Below are 18,740 nucleotides of genomic sequence, written 5' to 3'. Positions count from 1 at the left end.
GCATGAGCGGGAAGAAGAGCACGACCGCCCTACCCCAGCAGCAGGGGGGCGAGCCGAAGCGGCTGCCGGCGGCTGGGCGACGGCCAGGCGGCCCGCCGCACATGAGCATGGGCATGCCGGCCGAGAAGGCGATGCGGTTCGGCCCGTCCGCGCGCCGGCTGCTGAGGCGGCTCCGGCCGCACCGGCTCCCGCTCGCCGGGGTGCTGGCCCTGGCGCTGGCCAGCGTCGGGCTCAGCGTGGTCGGGCCGAAGGTGCTCGGCCACGCCACCGACATCATCTTCAACGGGGTGATCGGTCGGCAACTGCCGCCCGGCACCAGCACCGAGGCGGCGGTGGCCGCGGCCCGGGCCTCGGGCAACGGGAACTTCGCCGACATGCTGGCCCGGATGGACGTGGTGCCCGGCGCCGGCATCGACTTTCCCCGACTGGGCCGGGTGCTGGCGTTCGCGGTCGCGCTCTACGTGGTCGCCAGCATCCTGATGTGGGCGCAAGGCTGGGTGCTCAACGGGGTGGTGCAACGCACCGTGCTGCGCCTGCGCGCCGATGTGGAGGACAAGCTCAACCGGCTGCCGCTGCCCTACTTCGACAAGCAGCCGCGTGGCGAGTTGCTCAGCCGGGTCACCAACGACATCGACAACATCTCGCAGACGCTCCAGCAGACGCTGAGCCAGTTGCTCACCTCGCTGCTCACCGTCGTCGGCGTACTCGGGATGATGTTCTGGATCTCGCCGCTGCTGGCGTCGGTGGCCCTGGTCGCGATCCCGCTGTCGGTGATCGTCACCGGCCAGATCGCCAAGCGGTCGCAGCGCAAGTTCATCGCCCAGTGGACCCACACCGGTGAGCTGAACGCGCAGATCGAGGAGGCGTACACCGGGCACGAGCTGGTCAAGGTGTTCGGTCGGCAGAAGGAGGTCGAGGCCGCCTTCCGGACCAAGAACGACGAGCTGTTCGCCGCCAGCTTCGGCGCGCAGTTCGTTTCCGGGATCATCATGCCGGCGATGTTCTTCATCGGGAACCTCAGCTACGTCGCGATCGCGGTGGTCGGCGGCCTGCGGGTGGCCTCCGGCGCGATGAGCCTCGGCGACGTGCAGGCGTTCATCCAGTACTCGCGGCAGTTCACCCAGCCACTCACCCAGGTCGCGTCGATGGCCAACCTGCTCCAGTCCGGGGTGGCCTCGGCCGAGCGGGTCTTCGCGGTGCTGGACGCCGACGAGCAGACCCGCGACCCGGGCGAGCCGGCCCGGGTCGCCGACCCGCACGGCCGGGTCGAGTTCGAGCACGTCTCGTTCCGGTACGACCCGGAGAAGCCGCTGATCGACGACCTCTCCCTGGTCGCCGAGCCGGGGCACACGGTCGCCATCGTCGGTCCCACCGGTGCCGGCAAGACCACCCTGGTCAACCTGGTGATGCGCTTCTACGAGCTGGACGCCGGGCGGATCACGCTGGACGGCGTGGACATCAGCACCATGCGCCGGGACGACCTGCGTGGCCGGATCGGCATGGTGCTCCAGGACACCTGGCTCTTCGGCGGCACCATCCGGGACAACATCGCCTACGGGCGGCCGGACGCCACCGAGGAGGAGATCCTGGCCGCGGCCCGGGCCACGTTCGTGGACCGGTTCGTGCGCAGCCTGCCGGACGGCTACGACACCGTGATCGACGAGGAGGGCAGCAACGTCAGCGCGGGCGAGAAGCAGCTCGTCACCATCGCGCGGGCGTTCCTGGCCGAGCCGTCGCTGCTGATCCTGGACGAGGCCACCAGCTCGGTGGACACCCGTACCGAGGTGCTGCTCCAACGCGCCATGGCGGCGCTGCGTTCCGACCGGACCAGCTTCGTCATCGCGCACCGGCTGTCCACCATCCGCGACGCCGACCTGATCCTGATGATGGAGCAGGGCCGGATCGTCGAGCAGGGCACCCACGACCAGCTCGTGGCCGCCGACGGCGCGTACGCCCGGCTCTACCGGGCGCAGTTCACCGGCGCGGTCATCTCCGACGAGGTGCCCGCGCCGGCGCCCGCCGGCCCGGCGGCCGGGATGCGTCCGGCCGGCGCGCCGGCCGGGAACTGACAGTGGACCCGGCGACAGCCCGGACACCGCGCGCCGCCCGGGTGACGGCCCGTCACCCGGGCGGCGCGGCCGGGTCAGGCCGGCGGGAGCAGGCCGGCCGATCGGCTCGCGACCACGGCGCCGATGAGGGCCAACGCGTCCGCGGCGGGCATCGGGGCCAACCCGCGCCCGTCGCGCAGGCGCAGCGACACCGCACCGTCGGCCGCCTCCCGGGCGCCGACCACCCCGACGTACGGGACGCGCCGGCGGGACGCGTCCCGGATGCGCGCGCCGAGCGAGCCGCCGGCGTCGACCTCGACCCGCAGGCCGGCCGCCTCCGCCTCCCGGGCCAGCCGACCGGCCGCGTCGGCCTGCGCGTCGTCGACCGGGAGCAGGAGCAACTGCACCGGGGCGTACCAGGCCGGGAACGCGCCCTGGTGCACCTCGATCAGGTACGCGAACAGCCGCTCCATGCTGCCGACGAGGCTCCGGTGCACCATCACCGGCCGCTTCCGCCGCCCGTCCGAGTCGGTGTACGACAGGTCGAACCGCTCCGGCTTGTCGAAGTCGAGCTGCACGGTGGAGATGGTCGACTCCCGGCCGGCCGCGTCCACGATCTGGATGTCGATCTTCGGACCGTAGAACGCGGCCTCGCCGGGGGCCTCGACGGCGTCCACCCCGTCGAGCGCGGCGCGGAGCAGCTCCTCGGCCCGCGCCCAACCGGCGTCGTCACCGACGTACCGTTGCCCCGGCCCGCGCAGCGACAGGCGGAACCCGGCCGGCCGGACGCCGAGCGCGGCGTGCGCCTCGCCGATCAGCCGCAGGATCTCCCGGATCTCGTCGCCGACCTGCTCCAGCGCGCAGAAGTTGTGCGCGTCGTTGAGCGAGATGGCGCGCACCCGGGACAGCCCGCCGAGCACGCCGGAGCGCTCCGCGCGGTACATTCCGCCCAGCTCGGCGACGCGCAGCGGCAGCTCCCGGTAGGACCGGCCGCGGGCGCGGAACACCAGCGCGTGGTGCGGGCAGAGCGCCGGGCGCAGCACGAACTCGTCATCGGCGCTCAGCCGCATCGGCGGGAACATGTCGTCGGCGAACCAGCCCAGGTGCCCGGACCGTTCGAACAGCTCCCGCCGGCCCAGCGGCGGCGAGTAGACGTGCCGGTAGCCGGCCCGGCGTTCCAGCTCCCGCACGTACTCCTCGACGGCGTGCCGGGCGGCGGCGCCGGCCGGCAGCCAGATCGGCAGTCCGGCGCCCGCGAGCGGGTCGGTGACGAACAGTTCCAGGTCCCGGCCGAGCCTACGGTGGTCGATCATGTCGCTCTCCTTGATCGGGTACGACCCGGAGGCGAGCTGGCCCGGAACGCCGCGAGGCCCCGGAGCGGATCGCCCCGGGGCCTCGTCGACGGAAACGTCAGTGCGGCGCGCCGGGAACTCCCGGCGTCGTGGTCCTCACCGCGCTGCGCATGCGATGACCGTACGGCCGGCCTACCGGACGGCGCGACCGCTTTTCCAGGCCGCGCCGCCGGTGGCGGGTCAGCGCTTCTCGCAGGCCACGCCGTCCTTGTCCCGGTCGAGCTTCGTGTTCTTGTTGTAGACGGTGGTGGACACCGTGAAGTTGGTGACCGGCTTGGTGGTGCCGCGCACCTTGTCCTTCGCGCCCTTCTTGCCGACGCCGTGCTTGTAGGTCTTGTTCAGCTCGGTGCAGTTCTTGTATGTCTTGGCCGCCGCCTCCGCCGGGGCGACCGCGACGGCCGTGCCGCCGCCGATCGCCAGGGTCAGAGCGAACACACCCCGGAGCAGGGTGGAAACCATGGAGCCTCCTGTGCGCGAGTGCTGCTGAGGCCCAAGATCGTATCGAGGACGGGCGCTCAGGGAGGCGTGCTGTCGCAGGCCCGACAGCGGAGGCCGGGTGCGGGTCGCCGGCACGGGACCTGCCGGCGACCCGCGGCGGCTCGGGCATCGGGAACGGGGGACCCGACGGCACCGGTGCCGCGTCCCGTCAACGGTACGCCGGTGCGCTCGGATCCGCCGCCCCGCCCGATCCCCGGCGGCGGTCATGGCTGACCTCATCGCCGGCGTCACGTCGCCCATGTGGGCGTACGCGCTGCTGTTGACGCTGCTGGTCGCCGACGCCTTCGTCCCGGTGGTGCCGACCCAGATCGTCATGATCACCACCGGCGCGCTGACCGTGTACGGCGGACTCAGCCTGCCGCTCACCATCGCGGTCGGCGCGGCCGGCGTCTTCGTCGGTGACCTGGCCTGCTACCTGCTCGGCCGCACCACGCCGGCCCGACGGGCGACCCGGGACGCGACACCGGGGCGGGCCCGGCGGGCCGTCACCCGGGCCACCCGCCGGCTGCGCGAGCCCGGACCGCTGGTGATCCTGCTCTGCCGGTTCGTGCCCGGCGGCCGGATGGCGGCCTGTTTCTCGGCCGGCCGCAGCCGCTACCCGTACCGCCTCTTCCTGGGCTACGAGGCGGTGGCGGCCGTCGGCTGGGCCGGCTACGGCACGCTCGTCGGTCACCTGGGCGGCCGGGCGCTCACCCAGTCGGGGTGGCGGCTGCTGCTGATCGGCGGCCTGGCCGCGCTCGGGTTCGCGGCGGCCGGCTGGGTGATGACCTGGTTCAGCACCCGGCAGCCCCAGCCGGCCGGAGCGACACCACGAGCACGTGACCACAGCGGAGGAGAACCGATCATGAATGACGGAACGAACTGGCGCGACGTCGGGGCGCAGGCCCGGCGACTCGACCCCACCTGGAACGACCCCGAGCGGGTGGCCCGACGCCGGCAGCTCAGGAAGCAGATGCTGGCCGCGGTCGACGGGCCACGGCCCGACCGGGCCGGCGAGGAGCCGGACCCGCCGCCGTCCCGGACCGAGGCTTCGGTCGACTAGGGAACGGTCCGGGAACACTTGATCAGCTCGAAGAAAGACCGGACATGACCGATTGGGCGAACTGGCGCGACGTCAAGGCGAAGGCTCGGGAGGTCGCCCCCTCCTGGGACGACGCCGAGCGGGTGGCCCGCCGCAGCCGGCTCAGGGAGCAGATGCTGGCCTCGGTCAGCGGCGCACAGTTGGCGGAGATCCGTAAGCAGTCGGGCATGACACAGGCCCAGTTGGCGGAAGCGGCGGGCTTTTCCGGCTCGACGTGGCCTGACGCGAATGGTTAGCGTGACCGCGTGGACACTCCTCGATCGATGACGCCGGACGCGAGCCGGAACCGGGACACCCACCCGTACGCCGTGGTCGACGTCTTCGCCGACCGTCCGCTCACCGGCAACCCGCTCGCGGTCATCACCGACGCCGACGATCTCACCGACGCGCAGATGGCCGCCATCGCCGTCGAGTTCAACCTCTCCGAGACCACGTTCGTCTCCCGCCCCACCCTGCCGGGGGCCGACCACTCGCTGCGGTCCTTCACGCCCGGCGGCGACGAGGTGGGCGGGGCCGGCCACAACGCGCTCGGCGCCTGGTGGTGGCTCGTCACGATCGGCGCCGCGCGGGCACCGGGAGCCGTCCAGCAGCTCGGCGGCCGGGCGCTGCCGGTGCACATCGACGCCGACGACGGGGTGCTCACCATCGGTCTCGACCAGGGGCCGGTCGAGCTGGCCGAGGCCCCGGTGACGGCGCAGGCGCTGGGCGAGGCACTCACCGGAAGCGAGCCGGTACGGCTGGACCCGGCGCTTCCCCCGGTCACCGGGTCCGTCGGCAGCACCCATCTGCTCGTCGCCCTGGCCTCCCCCCGGGACGTCGACGCCGTCGACCCCCACGGGCCGGCCCTGGCGCGGGTCCTGGCGGACCTCGGGGCCGAGGGCTGCTACGTCTACAGCCGGTCCGGCGACGTCGGCACCGGGCACGACGCGTACTGCCGGTTCTTCAACCCGACGGTCGGGATCGACGAGGACCCGGCCACCGGCACCGCGGCCGGTCCGCTCGCCGCCCACCTGCACCGCCGTGGGCTCGTCGGCGACCGGGTGCGGTTCCTTCAGGGCAGCGCGATGGGCCGCCCGTCGGTCCTGACCATCGACGTCGCACCCGAGGGAACCAGGCTCACCGGCCGCTGCGCCCTGGCCGCGACCGGCGAACTTCACCTGTGAGTGTGGCTGTTTCGCAGCGTCATGCCGGCGGTACCGAGCCGGCCGGATAGCGAAACCGCTCTATGGTGAAGACATGAGCGCCGCGGCAGGGCCCTCTGGTGGCCGGTTCAAGGGCTTCATGCGTGATGTCGGTGTCAACGTGCTTGCCAATCTCGTGGCCGCCGCCGTCATCTACCTGATCGCCACGGCATTCGGGTACCTGACAGCCCAACCGCTCGTCGTCCTGCTTGCGGTGCTACTCGTCGGAGTGTGCATCCTGTGGGTGACGGCGATAGTCCTGTCGGAGGCTTTCCCGCACCCCAACGTGATCGCGAAGAGGGTCAGCAAGCCCTGCCCGACGTGCGCCGCGCCTGTTGGAGAGCGGTGCGTCGGCCAGTCCGGCCCGAAGAGGGGCTTTCACACCGCTCGGATAGAGATGACAAGATCGCCGATTCCTTCGATTGCGCAGTGGTGGTGGACGTAGCGACAACGACGGCCACTGTCTCAGGCGTCACTCCAGCTCGTGCAGCATGAGCTGGCGGGCGGCCTCGGTGATCGAGCCGGACAGGCTCGGATAGATCGTGATGGTCTGGGCCAGCTCGTTGACGGTGAGGTTGTTCTCCACCGCCATGGTGATCGGCAGGATCAGCTCGCTGGCCTTCGGCGCCACCACCACGCCGCCGATCACCTGACCGCTGGCCGGCCGGCAGAACAGCTTCACGAAGCCGTCGGCCAGATCGTCCATCTTCGCCCGGGCGTTGCCGGACAGCGGCAGCATCACCTGGCGGGCCGGGGTCCGGCCGGCGTCCACCTCGTCCTGCGACACACCGACGGTGGCCAGTTCCGGATCGGTGAAGACGTTCGCCGCGACGGTACGCAGGCGCAGCGGTCGCACCGCCTCGCCCAGCGCGTGCCACATCGCGATCCGGCCCTGCATGGCCGCGACGCTCGCCAGCGGCAGCACGCCGGTGCAGTCGCCGGCCGCGTAGACGCCCGGCACGTTGGTACGGGAGACCCGGTCGACCGTGACGTAGCCGCCCCGGGCCAGCTCGACGCCGTACTCGGCCAGGCCCAGGTCGGCGGTGTTCGGGATCGAGCCGACCGCGATCAGCGCGTGCGAGCCGGTGACCTGCCGGCCGTCGGAGAGCACCACCTCCACGCCGTCGCCGACCCGGCGGACCGCCTCGGCCCGGGAGTTGTTGAGGATGCTCATGCCCCGGTTGCGGAACACCCGCTCGATCGCCATCGCGGCGTCGGCGTCCTCGTGCGGCATCACCCGGTCCCGGCTCGAGACCAGCGTGACCCGGACGCCCATCGCCAGGTAGGCGCTGGCGAACTCGGCGCCGGTGACACCGGAGCCCACCACGATCAGGTGCTCGGGCAGCTCGGGCAGGTCGTACACCTGACGCCAGGTCAGGATGCGCTCCCCGTCGGGGAGCGCGGTGGGGAGCTGGCGCGGGGTCGCGCCGGTGGCGACCAGCACGGTGGCGGCGTCGATCGGGTACGGGGCCGCGCCGTCGGCGGGGGTGACGACCACCTGGTGGGTGTGGCCGAGCTTGTCCTCGCCGAGCCGTGCGGTCCCGGCGACGAACTCCACCCCGGCCTTGACCAGCTTGGCGTGGATGTCGGCGGACTGGGCCAGGGCGAGCCGCTTGACCCGTTCGTGCACCGCCGGCGCGTCGACCGTGACCGCCTCCAGGCCGTCGGAGTGCACCCCGAACTCCTCGGTGTCCCGGTAGCCGGTGACCACTTCCGAGCTGGCGATGAAGGTCTTGGAGGGCACGCAGTCGGAGAGCACGCAGGCGCCGCCGGCGCCCTCCGCCTCGATCACGGCGACATCGGCGTCCAGCTGGGCGGCGACCAGCGCCGCCTCGTATCCGGCCGGTCCACCGCCGATGATCACGATCTGGCTCACTGAGCCATCCTCTCGTCCGTGCTCACAGTGACTTTCTTTCCCCCGTCGTGCCCGACACGCACCGTCGTATTCTCCCCCACCCGCCGACCGGGCTATCGTCGTCGCCGTGCGTCTCTACGCCGCTTACGGCTCAAACCTGGACCCCGCTCGCATGCGCGCCTACTGTCCGCGTTCGCCGATGGTGGGCACCGGCTGGCTGGAGGGTTGGCGGCTCACCTTCGCCGGCGAGGACGTCATCGGCTGGGAGGGCTCGGTCAGCACCGTGGTCGAGTCCCCGGGTGACCGGGTCTTCGTGGCGCTCTACGACATCCACCCGTACGACGCCGCCCAGCTCGACGAGATCGAGGGCGTGACCGCCGGCACCTACCGCAAGCTGACCGTCCGCATCTCGACGCTGGACGGGGACGTGACCGCGTGGGTCTACGTCTTCGACGGCTACGAGGGCGGCCTGCCGACGTCGTGGTACCTGTCGGAGATCGCGAACGCGGCGGAGAAGGCGGGCGCGCCGGACGACTACGTCACCGAGCTGCGGTCCCGCCCCACCGGCACGGCGTCCGCGTAGCGCGTCTCCCACTCCGACAGTGTGCGCCGGACGACCGGCCGCCCGCTCGCCGACCCCGGCCCGGGGGTTCCGGGTCACACCTCCGGGGCGGCCACGGTCCGCTCGTACATGTCGGTCCAGCGCTCCTCGACCAGCCCGACCGAGCGGTAGAGCGTGACCGGGGCGGTCGGGTTGGTCAGGTCCACGCCCAGCCCGGCCCGGACGCGCCCCTTGGCGGCGTAGACCGCGAACGCCCGGCGCAGCAGCGCCGCGCCCACCCCACGCCGCCGGTGGGTGGGCAGCACGGACAGCGTCCGGACCCAGCCCGAGCCGTGCTCCACCGCCTGGTCGGAGGACTGCAACGCACCGGCCGGCTCGCCGTCGACCTCGGCCAGGAACCACTCGTCCCAGACCCTGCCGTACGCCGGGATAAGCTCCCGCCAACGCGCGAAGTCGAGCGGCTCGTAGTCGAGCGTGTCGCGGAACGCGGTGTCGTGGATGCGGTGGAACAGCCGCAGGTCGGCCTCGTCGTCGGGGCGCAGCGACCGGACCGTCACCCCGGTCGGCGGGGCCGGCTCGGCCGGCAGGTCGGTCAGCGGGCGGCTCATCCGGACGTACCGCTTGATCCGTTGGAACCCGGCCTCGACCAGCTCGCCCGCCCAGCGGGTCTCCGGCGCGCACGCGCCGGTGCGCGCGGTCAGCGCGGGCAGGCCGCGCTCGGCGGCCCGTTCGGCGACCCGGTCGAGCAACCGGGCCAGCAGCGGGGCACGTAGCTCGACGCCCCGGGCCGGATCGACGAGCACGTCCACCCACTCCCGGCCCACGCCGGTCGGGTTGCTCAGGATCGACCAGGCCACCGCCGTCCCGTCGGGGTCGGTGACCAGCCAGGAGTCCCGGGCCGGGTCGACGAAGGGCGCGGTCAGCGCGTCCCGCACGTCGTCGGCGTCGAAGTCCGGGTAACCCACCGCGAACGTGTCGGCGGCGTGCACCACTGCCAGGATCGCGGGGACGTCGTCGAGGGTGGGGCGGCGGGCCGTCCAGCCGGCGGGGAGCGTCACGCGGCCGATCCTGGCAGCCGGCCCGACCGTTCCGCCTCCCAATTATCCGCGCCGGGCGTGCCGCCGCGCGGCGGTGAGCAGCTCGACCAGCTCCGTGCCGGCGGCCGGACCGAGGACGTGGAACGCCGGGGACACCAGTCGGTCGGTCACCGCCTCGGCCCAGATCCGGCGGCGGACCAGCGGCCCGATCGGCGGGTACGGCGGCGCCCAGCCGCACGCGGCGGCGCCCGCCTCCCCCTCCGGACCGGCCAGCACCGCCTCCAGCGGGGTCAGCCCGGCGGCTCGCACCGCCAGCAGGTACGCCCCGGCGAAGTGCTCGCGCAGCAGCAGCAGGCCGACGGCCGCGCGGGCCCCGGCGGACGGGTCGGACACCGGCATCGGCATGGCCCGCCAGGCGGCGAAGAGCGGCATGGCGCTGCCGTCCGCCGCGTCGACGGCCCGACCGAGCAGCCCGGCGAGCCGGGACACCCCGGGTGCGTCGCCCAGCCGGGCCGCGCCCCACCGGCAGCACTCGGCCAGGTTGGCGGCGGCCACCTCCAGCGGTGGCACCGTCCGCGCCGAGGCGTCCCACCCGTCCGCGACCGCTTCCGGGGCGATGAACCCGAGTGTCGCGGCCACCGTCTCGGCCCGGACGTCGCCGAGCGCGCCGGCCCGCCCGGTGATGTAGAAGGCCCACCCGGAGATGCCGAGCAGCCGGGCCCGGCGCAGCGTGGACGGGCAGCGGGAGAACGCCTCCCCGAGTTCCAGCACCAGTGGCTTGCTGGCGGCGACGACCTGCTCGGGAGTCATGGCCGGCCCGCCGTCCGTCCACCGTGGTCGTTCATCACGCTCAGTCTGCCCGGTCGTCACCGTCTTCGGCATCCCCCTCTTCGGCGTCGAGCGCCTCCAACACGGCCTCCACCTCGCCGGCCCGCCGACGGGCGGCGGTGACCGTCCGTTCCGCGCCCCGACGGGCCAGCCGGGCCCGGCTCAGCTCCTGTTCGGCAACCGCCCGGCGACGTTCCAGCTCGGCCAGCTCGGTCTCGATCCGGTCCAGCGCCGCCACGCCGTCCCGTTCGGCCGCGCCCGCCCCGGCCAGCTCCTGTTCGGCCCGCTCCAGGTCCGTGTGGGCCTTCGCCAGCTCGCGGGTCGCCGCCCGCCGCCGGGCGGCCCGTTCGGCCCGCGCCGCCCGCTGGTCGCGGGCCCGCCGCGCCTCGGCCCGCGCGCTCGCCCCGTCCGGCCCGCCGGACCTACCCGCACCGTCCGGCCCGCCGGCCTTACCCGCCCGGTCCGGCACACCGGACTCACCCGCCCGCTCCGGTACGCCGGCCGTGTCCTCGCCGCCGGTCACCAGCCGCAGCTGAGGGCGGGGCACCTCGCCGAACCCGGCGTAGTGGCTGGCCCGCAGCAGCCGGCCGGCGCGCACCTGCTCGGCCACCTCGGTGTCGGAGAGCGCGGCGTTGAGCGTCGCCTCCACCTCGCCCAGCGGCAGCTTCCCGGCCGGCGGCGCGGCGGGTTCGGCGGCGGCCAGCTTGCGTACCTCGGCGACCAGCGCGCCCACCACGGCACGCCGCTGGGCGGAGAGTTCCCGCAGCTTGCCGCCGCGCAGGTCGCGTTGGGCGGCGCGGAGCGAGTCGGCGAGCTGGGCGAGGTCGGCGACCAACTCGGGCCGCCGGATCGCGAGCAGGTTGACCAGCCAGGCCGCGACCGTGGGGCGTCGCAGCCGGCCGATCTCCCGCGCGGTACGCGGATCGCCGGCCTCCCGCGCCTGCGCGACGGCGGCGTCCCGGGCCGCGACGAACTTCTCCGGCGGCGTGGCGTAGAGCCGCCGGATCAGGTCGGCGGGGACGTCAGGCATCGATCCGGGTGCCCGGCTCCAGACGGCGGTAGTCGGTGCCGGACATCGCGGTGTACTGCCGGTCCAGCACCCCGAGGCCGTTGGCGTTGAGCATCCCGTCGTGCAGCGCGTACGCGCGGCGTGGGGCGACCGCGCGGATGAAGTCGAGCACCTCGGAGAACTTCGACCAGGGCGCGTGGATCGGGGCGAACAGCGTGTCCACCCGGACGTCGTCGGGGGCGACCAGCGCGTCGCCCGGGTGGTAGACCGTGTCGGCGAACAGGTAGCCCAGGTTCGGGATCACCGGGATGTCCGGGTGGATGACCGCGTGCTGACCCCCGTACGCCCGCACCGGCACACCGGCGGCGGTGAACGACTCACCGGGCGTGACCACGACGAGCGCCTCGGCGGCGTCGCCGAGCACACCGGCGAGCGAGGCGGGGCCGTGCACCGGCACCGCCCGCCGCTCCAGCGCCCGGGTCAGCGCGGCGACGTCCACATGGTCCGGGTGCTCGTGGGTGACAAGCACCGCGTCCGTCCCGTCCAGCGCCCCGGCCGCGTCGCTGAAGACACCGGGGTCGACGACCAGCACTCCCCCGTCGTGCTCCAGCCGGAGGCAAGAGTGGGCGTACTTGGTGAGCCGCATCGTGACTCCTCCAATATCGAATCGTGACGTCCTCAGCGCAGTCTGCCGGAACCGGCGCGACCACGCGTCGCGTCCGAGGTATCGGTCCCGGCTGGCGGGGCCGAGACGACGATCGGAGCGGGGAATGGGCGGACGACGACTCCGGGGCGGGTCCCTGGTGGCGGTGGGCCTGGTCGCGATGCTGGCGGTGGGCGCGTGCAGCGCCGGCGGGGACAGCGACGGGAACAGCGGTGGCCGCGACGCGGCGGCCCCGGCTGCCGAGGGTGGCGCCGCGCGGGACCGGGACCAGGCGGCGCCGGGCGGGACCGGCGGCGCCGACCTGCGGGTGGACCAACGGTCCATCATCTACACCGGCACGATGCAGGTGCGGGTGGACGACGTGGACGCCGCGGCGCGGGAGGCGACCACCGCGGTCACCGCGGCCGGGGGTTTCGTCGGCGGGGACCGGCGGTCCAGTTCGTCGGCGGACGCCCGGGCGGTGCTGACCCTGCGGGTGCCGGCCGACAAGTTCGCCGGCGTGATCGACCAGCTCGCCGGCTACGGCCGGCAGGAGCGCCGGGAGATCCGCACCGAGGACGTCACCGAGCAGGTGGTGGACCTGGACGCCCGGATCGCCACCCAGCGGGCCCGGGTGGAGAGCGCCCGCAAGCTGCTCGCCCAGGCGAGTTCCGTGGATCAGCTCGTCACGCTGGAGAACGAGGTGGGCACCCGGCAGGCCGACCTGGCCGCGTTGGAGGCACGCAAGCGCCGGCTGGCCGACCTGACCGCGCTCTCCACCATCACCGTGACGTTCCTGGGTCGCGACGCCAGCACCGCCGAGGATGGTGCCGACCTCGGCTTCCTCTCCGGGCTGGGCGGCGGCTGGGCGGTGTTCCTCACCTCGGTACGCGTGCTGCTCACCGTGCTCGGCGCCGTGCTGCCGTTCGCGGTGGTGATCGGCGTACCGCTGTGGTTCCTGCTGCGCTGGCGGCGGCGGGCGCGGGCCCGGCGGACGCCGCCGCCCGGCCGGTACCCGATGGGACCGCCGCCGGTCGGGCCGGGCGGCGGTCCGGTCAGCGCGCCGCCGCCAGTGCCCGCAGCGCGGTCTGGACCATGAGGCGTACGCCCGCCTCGATGGCGCGCTCGTCCACGTCGAAGGAGGCCCGGTGCAGGTCCATGTTGGGACCGTTCCGGCCGACGCCGAGGCGGGCGAGCGCGCCGGGCACGTGCTCCAGGTACCAGGAGAAGTCCTCGCCGCCCATGCTCTGCGGCGTCTCGGCGATGCCCTCCGGCCCGAGCGCCGACGCGGTGGCGGCGGTGAGCACGCCGATGGCCCCGGCGTCGTTTGTGACCGGCGGGCGACCGCGCAGGTATTCCAGGTCGACGGTGGCGCCGGTGGGGGCGAGCACGTCCCGCACCACCTGGGCCACGATCTTGGGGGCCTGCTCCCAGGTCTCCCGGTCCATCACCCGCAGCGTGCCGGCGGCGGACGCCTCGGAGGGGATGACGTTGTAGCGGGTGCCGGCCGAGGCGTGGCCGAACACCAGCAGCAGCCCGCTGTTGGCCGGCACCCGGCGACTGATCAGCGTCGGCACCTCGGTGACCAGCCGGCCGAGCGCGTCGACCAGGTCGACGGTCAGGTGCGGCCGGGCGGTGTGCCCGCCCGGCCCGGTGAGCCGGACGGTGACGTTGTCGGCGGCGGCGGTGATCGGGCCGACCCGCAGGCCGACCTTGCCGACCGGCAGGTTCGGGTCGCAGTGCAGCGCGAAGATCTGCACCACGTCGTCGAGGCCGCCGGCCTCGATCACCTCCAGCGAGCCGCAGGGCAGGATCTCCTCGGCCGGCTGGAAGATGAGCCGTACCCGGCCGTCCAGCTCGCCGAGGTCGGCGAGCTGGGCGAGCAGCATGCCGACGCCGAGCAGCACGGCGGTGTGCACGTCGTGGCCGCAGGCGTGGCAGACGCCGTCCACCGTCGAGCGGTACGGCACGTCCTTCGGGTCGCTCAGCGGCAGCGCGTCGATGTCGGCGCGGAGCGCGACCACCGGCCCGTCGGGGCGGCCGTCGATGTCGCAGATGACGCCGTTGCCCTTCGGCAGCAGTCGCGGGCTCAGCCCGGCGAGGGAGAGTTCCCGGTGCACCAGGGCGGCCGTCTCGAACTCCTCGCCGGACAGTTCCGGGTGGGAGTGGATGTGACGGCGGGTCGCGATGAGGCCGGGTACCCGCAGCGCGAGCAGATGGTCGAGCTCGAAGGGCAGGGGCTGGGAACCGGTCGGCGCCTCGGGCCGGGACGACGCCAGCAGGCCGCCCGAGGGCAGCGTCAACGCACTCGTCACGTCGAATTCTCGATCACTTGAGAGGGATGGGTCATCGGGCAGAACAGCAGACAGCCTAGACCCCCGACGGTGACGCTGCGCAACATCTTTCGCGTAGCGATCGGACCGCGCAGCGTCACGAATGCCCTGGTGGGAGCGCTCGAATATCTGCGGGACAGCAGGTAGATCGTGGTCGGACGCGGTCATCTGCCCCCCACCTCCTACAACGCGTAACCGATTCATCGATTACCAAAAGCCGAGTCGTCGTTCCGAATTGTCGCATTAGTCGCGGCAATTAACTGCCACTCCGACAATTGCCCGACAACCGTCGGCTGCCGGGCGACTCCCGACGGTGACATGGCCGCCCGCTCACCGACCGCACATGCTGTCCGTCCCGTTCACCCGAACGAGTTACCCGCCTGACAAAATCGCACACCCGCCAGAATGCGAAAGGCGGCCCGCGCCGGGCACCCGGGGGATGCCGACGGGGCCGCCGTCACCGACGTCTCAGAACCGGTCACTCGGCCGGTGGACCCCCCACACGCCGCGCAGCGTCCCGCAGACCTCGCCCACCGTGGCCCGGGCCCGCAGCGCCTCCTTCATCGGATAGAGCACGTTGGCGTCACCCTCGGCCGCGGCGCGCAGCTCGCCCAGCGCCCGCTCGACCGCTTCCGAGTCCCGCTCGGCGCGCAGCCTGGCCAGCCGGTCCGCCTGGGCCGCCTCGATCGACGGGTCCACCCGCAGCGGCTCGTACGGCTCCTCCTCGTCGACCCGGAACCGGTTCAGCCCGACCACCACCCGCTCGCCCGCGTCGATCTCCTGGGCGATCCGGTACGCGGACTGCTCGATCTCCCGCTTCTGGAAGCCGGCCTCGATGGCGTCCACCGCCGAGCCGTGGTCGAACACCCGGTCCATCAACTCGACCGCCGCCGCCTCCAGCTCGTCGGTCATCGCCTCGACCACGTACGACCCGGCGAACGGGTCGACGGTGGCGGTGAGATCCGTCTCGTACGCCAGCACCTGCTGGGTCCGCAGCGCCAGCCGGGCCGCCTTCTCGGTGGGCAGCGCGATCGCCTCGTCGAAGCTGTTCGTGTGCAGCGACTGGGTGCCGCCGAGCACCGCGCCCAGGCCCTGCACCGCCACCCGGACCAGGTTGACCTCCGGCTGCTGCGCGGTGAGCTGCACGCCGGCGGTCTGGGTGTGGAACCGCAGCATCATCGACTTCGGATTCTTCGCGCCGAAGTCGTCGCGCATCAGGCGGGCCCAGATGCGACGGGCCGCGCGGAACTTGGCGACCTCCTCCAGCAGCGTGGTGCGGGCCACGAAGAAGAACGACAGCCGGGGCGCGAAGTCGTCCACGGCCAGCCCGGCCGCCAGCGCCGCCCGGACGTACTCCACGCCGTTGGCCAGCGTGAACGCGATCTCCTGCGCGGGCGACGCACCGGCCTCGGCCATGTGGTAGCCGGAGATGGAGATGGTGTTCCACTTCGGCACCTCGGCCCGGCAGTAGGCGAAGGTGTCGGCGACCAGCCGCAGCGAGGGCTTCGGCGGGAAGATGTACGTCCCCCGCGCGATGTACTCCTTGAGGATGTCGTTCTGGATGGTGCCGTTGAGCGCCCCGCCGGGCACCCCGGTCTCCTCCGCCACGAGCTGGTAGAGCAGCAGCAGCACCGAGCCGGGCGCGTTGATGGTCATCGAGGTGGAGACCTTGTCCAGCGGGATCCCGCCGAAGAGCGTGCGCATGTCCTCGATGGAGTCGATCGCCACACCGACCTTGCCGACCTCGCCGCTCGCGATCGGGTCGTCCGAGTCGTACCCCATCTGGGTGGGCAGGTCGAACGCGACCGACAGGCCCATGGTGCCGGCCCGCAGGAGCTGGTGGTAACGCGCGTTGCTCTCGGTGGCGGTGCCGAAGCCGGCGTACTGCCGCATGGTCCACGGCCGGGACGTGTACATCGTCGGGTAGACCCCGCGGGTGTACGGGTACTCGCCCGGCTCACCGAGTCGGGCGTCCAGGTCCGCCGGAAGGTCGGCCGCCGTGTAGACGCCCTTGATCGGGAAACCCGACTCGCTTGACCGCGCATCACTCATTACCGGATGGTAGGACGCGGTGGCCGCTCGATGGGTGAGGGATACCGCACACCGGGAACCGGCGGCCCACCGGAGGTGAGTAGCTGGCCACATACCGTCGAGTAGGTAAACGCCCGCCGCGTCGGGTTTCGCATCGGGCGTCGGAACCAGCAAGATAGAGGGGTTGTGTCCCAGCCCCCTCGATATCCCCCGGTGGCTTTTCTGTGACTCAGATTCCGACGTGGAGCGGCGGACCGGCCAGTCCCCCCACTGGACGCGCGGCGCCCGGCACCACCATCGGTGGTCGCTACTCGCTGCGATCCCCGGTGGGCAACGGCGGCATGGGCACGGTCTGGCGGGCCACAGATACACTGCTGCGCCGCGACGTGGCGGTCAAGGAGGTCGTCCTCCCGCCGGGGCTCGCCCCCAGCGACCGCGACGCGCTCTACGAGCGGACGCTGCGCGAGGCCCGCGCCGCCGCCGCGATCCAGCATCCGGCCGTGGTGCAGGTCTACGACGTGGTCACCGAGGGTGGCCGGCCGTGGATCGTGATGGAACTGCTGGACGCCCGCAGCCTGGCCGACATGGTGATCGAGGACGGGCCGGTCGCGCCGCGCGCGGTCGCCAAGATCGGCATCGCGCTGCTCGGCGCGCTGGAGGTGGCGCACGCGCTCAGCGTGCTGCACCGCGACGTCAAGCCGGCGAACGTGCTGATCTGCTCCGACGGGCGCTGCGTGCTGACCGACTTCGGCGTCGCCCGGATGCCCACCGACGTGCAGCTCACCACGCCCGGCATGGTGCTCGGCTCGCCGCACTTCATCTCCCCCGAGCGGGCCATGGGCCAGGAGTTCGGCCCGCCCAGCGACCTGTTCTCGCTCGGCGTGACGCTCTACACCGCGGTCGAGGGCCGGCCCCCGTTCGACAAGGGCGACCCGATCGAGACCATGCACGCCGTGGTCGAGGACCCGCCCGCCACGCCGCAGCGCAGCGGCCCGCTCACCGGCGTGCTGATGGGCCTGCTGGAGAAGGACCCGGCCCGCCGCCTCGACGTGCACCGCGCCCGGGCCATGCTGCGCGAGCTGCTCGCCGGCCCGCTGACCAGCACCGCCACCGCGGTCAACTCGGTCACCGACCCGTACGCGGTGGTGCCGGTGCCGCGCCCGACCACGCCGCCGCCGGCCGCGCCGGAGCCGAAGCCCAGCGGGCAGATCGGCGGCCGGGCGATGATCGGCCCGAGCGAGTCGCTCACCGACCGCCTCGCCGCGCTGCGGCGCGGGGAGCGCCCCGCCGCGAAGCCGGCGACCGGCGCCGCGGCGCTCGACGAGACCAGCGCCGACGCGCTCGCCGGCCCGCTGCACACGCCGACCGGCGCGATGTCCGGGCCGGACGCCCCCGAGGCCACCCAGCCCATCTCGTCGTCGGACACCACGGTCCGCTTCGGCCAGGGCGCGGGCACGGACGCCACCCAGCGTGTCCCCACCGGCCCGCCGGCCACCTACGGCGGCAACGCCGACGCCACCCAGCAGGTGTACGGCGGCGGCGCGCAGTGGTCGGTGCCGGGCACCGGCCAGCCGTGGACCACGCCGGCCACCGCGCCGGCCGCGAGCGGTGGCACGTCCCCGGGGCTGCTCGGCAGGGTCAAGGCGTGGCCCCGCAAGGTCCAGCTCGCCGCCGCCGGCGGCCTGGCCGTGGTGCTGCTGGTGAGCGTGATCGCGCTGACCAGCGGCGGCGGTGACGACGCGCCGCCGCCGATCGTGGGCACGTTGCCGTCGAATTCGGCCGCCGCCGCGCCGGAGATGCAGGAGCAGACCGTCAAGGGCATCACCATCCAGGTGCCGAAGGGCTGGCAGCGGCAGACCGGCGGCCTCTACGTCGACTACGTCGACCCGAACGACGAGGGCCGCAAGGTGCGGGTCATCGCCGAGAAGTGGGGCGGCACCTCGATCAGCTGGGCCGAGTTCGCCTCGCGGAACCTGAAGAGCAAGACCGCGAACAGCAAGACCTGCCCGGCCCCCTACACCGAGTTGTCGGTCAGCGAGCAGCCGCTCGCCGGCCAGACCGCGGGCCAGCTCGAATACACCTGCGGCGAGGGCGACGCCATGCGGCACGGCATCTGGCGGGGCCTGGTCTCCGACGGCAAGGTCTACTCGTTCTACCTCTCCTCCACCGACGCACGGTTCGCCGAGAGCAAGCCGATCTTCGACGCGATGGCCGGTTCGTTCCAGCTCACGGCCGACAACTGAGTCGAGGCCGACGACCGGTGGTGATCGGCCGCCGTGCTA

Annotated in this window: 17 protein-coding genes; 8 read left to right on the top strand and 9 right to left on the bottom strand. The window is 73.2% G+C overall.

The window, feature by feature from the left end:
• Positions 1 to 2 precede the first annotated feature (2 nt).
• The gene (locus tag C8054_RS13905) at positions 3 to 2,069 is read left to right on the top strand and encodes an ABC transporter ATP-binding protein (RefSeq protein ID WP_107157254.1); all 2,067 of its coding nucleotides are present in this window, start codon (positions 3 to 5) and stop codon (positions 2,067 to 2,069) included.
• Positions 2,070 to 2,143: 74 nt separating this feature from the next.
• Here C8054_RS13905 and thrS read toward each other — a convergent pair whose 3' ends face one another.
• Together thrS and C8054_RS13895 are read right to left on the bottom strand one after the other, a co-directional pair.
• Entirely contained in the window at positions 2,144 to 3,376 is a 1,233-nt protein-coding gene (gene thrS, locus C8054_RS13900) for a threonine--tRNA ligase (RefSeq protein WP_255563035.1), read from the bottom strand.
• Positions 3,377 to 3,580: 204 nt separating this feature from the next.
• Positions 3,581 to 3,859: an excalibur calcium-binding domain-containing protein gene (locus C8054_RS13895; RefSeq protein WP_107157208.1), complete on the bottom strand. Its 279-nt coding sequence runs from the start codon at positions 3,857 to 3,859 to the stop codon at positions 3,581 to 3,583.
• A gap of 244 nt (positions 3,860 to 4,103) precedes the next feature.
• On the opposite strand from C8054_RS13895, the gene C8054_RS13890 reads away from it, so the two are divergent.
• The 4 genes from C8054_RS13890 to C8054_RS13875 all read left to right on the top strand — a co-directional run bounded on the left by C8054_RS13890 (position 4,104) and on the right by C8054_RS13875 (position 6,605).
• Entirely contained in the window at positions 4,104 to 4,940 is an 837-nt protein-coding gene (locus C8054_RS13890) for a DedA family protein (RefSeq protein WP_233219626.1), read from the top strand.
• A 44-nt stretch (positions 4,941 to 4,984) separates the two neighbouring features.
• A complete protein-coding gene (locus tag C8054_RS13885; protein WP_199199742.1) occupies positions 4,985 to 5,215 on the top strand; it encodes a helix-turn-helix domain-containing protein in 231 nt (76 codons plus the stop codon).
• A gap of 9 nt (positions 5,216 to 5,224) precedes the next feature.
• On the top strand, positions 5,225 to 6,142 hold the full coding sequence (locus tag C8054_RS13880) for a PhzF family phenazine biosynthesis protein (RefSeq protein ID WP_199199741.1): 918 nt from the start codon (positions 5,225 to 5,227) through the stop codon (positions 6,140 to 6,142).
• Positions 6,143 to 6,215: 73 nt separating this feature from the next.
• On the top strand, positions 6,216 to 6,605 hold the full coding sequence (locus C8054_RS13875; RefSeq protein WP_107157206.1) for a hypothetical protein: 390 nt from the start codon (positions 6,216 to 6,218) through the stop codon (positions 6,603 to 6,605).
• A 27-nt stretch (positions 6,606 to 6,632) separates the two neighbouring features.
• Here the strand turns inward: C8054_RS13875 and C8054_RS13870 are convergent, their stop codons facing one another.
• The gene (locus tag C8054_RS13870; protein ID WP_107157205.1) at positions 6,633 to 8,036 is read right to left on the bottom strand and encodes an NAD(P)H-quinone dehydrogenase; all 1,404 of its coding nucleotides are present in this window, start codon (positions 8,034 to 8,036) and stop codon (positions 6,633 to 6,635) included.
• A gap of 106 nt (positions 8,037 to 8,142) precedes the next feature.
• On the opposite strand from C8054_RS13870, the gene C8054_RS13865 reads away from it, so the two are divergent.
• Positions 8,143 to 8,598: a gamma-glutamylcyclotransferase gene (locus tag C8054_RS13865; RefSeq protein WP_107157204.1), complete on the top strand. Its 456-nt coding sequence runs from the start codon at positions 8,143 to 8,145 to the stop codon at positions 8,596 to 8,598.
• 74 nt (positions 8,599 to 8,672) lie between these two features.
• Here the strand turns inward: C8054_RS13865 and C8054_RS13860 are convergent, their stop codons facing one another.
• From C8054_RS13860 to C8054_RS13845, 4 genes are read right to left on the bottom strand one after another with little or no spacing between them, the layout of a single operon-like run.
• Positions 8,673 to 9,635, bottom strand: coding sequence for a GNAT family N-acetyltransferase (locus C8054_RS13860; protein ID WP_107157203.1), 963 nt, complete (start codon positions 9,633 to 9,635; stop codon positions 8,673 to 8,675).
• 42 nt (positions 9,636 to 9,677) lie between these two features.
• Positions 9,678 to 10,424 (bottom strand): hypothetical protein, encoded by a 747-nt coding sequence (locus C8054_RS13855; RefSeq protein ID WP_107157202.1) that lies wholly within the window; start codon positions 10,422 to 10,424, stop codon positions 9,678 to 9,680.
• 40 nt (positions 10,425 to 10,464) lie between these two features.
• Positions 10,465 to 11,472, bottom strand: coding sequence for a hypothetical protein (locus tag C8054_RS13850; protein WP_107157201.1), 1,008 nt, complete (start codon positions 11,470 to 11,472; stop codon positions 10,465 to 10,467).
• Entirely contained in the window at positions 11,465 to 12,097 is a 633-nt protein-coding gene (locus tag C8054_RS13845) for an MBL fold metallo-hydrolase (protein WP_107157200.1), read from the bottom strand. Before C8054_RS13845 ends, C8054_RS13850 begins: the two co-directional genes overlap by 8 nt.
• Before the next feature lie 124 nt (positions 12,098 to 12,221).
• Here C8054_RS13845 and C8054_RS13840 point away from each other — a divergent pair, with 124 nt between their 5' ends.
• Positions 12,222 to 13,193 (top strand): DUF4349 domain-containing protein, encoded by a 972-nt coding sequence (locus tag C8054_RS13840; RefSeq protein ID WP_107157199.1) that lies wholly within the window; start codon positions 12,222 to 12,224, stop codon positions 13,191 to 13,193.
• Here C8054_RS13840 and C8054_RS13835 read toward each other — a convergent pair.
• Entirely contained in the window at positions 13,150 to 14,409 is a 1,260-nt protein-coding gene (locus C8054_RS13835) for an amidohydrolase (protein WP_107157198.1), read from the bottom strand. The genes C8054_RS13840 and C8054_RS13835 overlap by 44 nt on opposite strands.
• 486 nt (positions 14,410 to 14,895) lie before the next feature.
• Entirely contained in the window at positions 14,896 to 16,479 is a 1,584-nt protein-coding gene (locus tag C8054_RS13830; RefSeq protein WP_107157197.1) for a methylmalonyl-CoA mutase, read from the bottom strand.
• A 203-nt stretch (positions 16,480 to 16,682) separates the two neighbouring features.
• On the opposite strand from C8054_RS13830, the gene C8054_RS13825 reads away from it, so the two are divergent.
• Positions 16,683 to 18,701 (top strand): serine/threonine-protein kinase, encoded by a 2,019-nt coding sequence (locus C8054_RS13825; RefSeq protein WP_107157196.1) that lies wholly within the window; start codon positions 16,683 to 16,685, stop codon positions 18,699 to 18,701.
• Positions 18,702 to 18,740: the final 39 nt, after the last annotated feature.

Source organism: Micromonospora sp. RP3T (assembly GCF_003027925.1).
Lineage (GTDB): Bacteria > Actinomycetota > Actinomycetes > Mycobacteriales > Micromonosporaceae > Micromonospora.
Note: the sequence above shows the minus strand (reverse complement) of the source record. Positions and strands in the feature narration are given on the sequence as shown.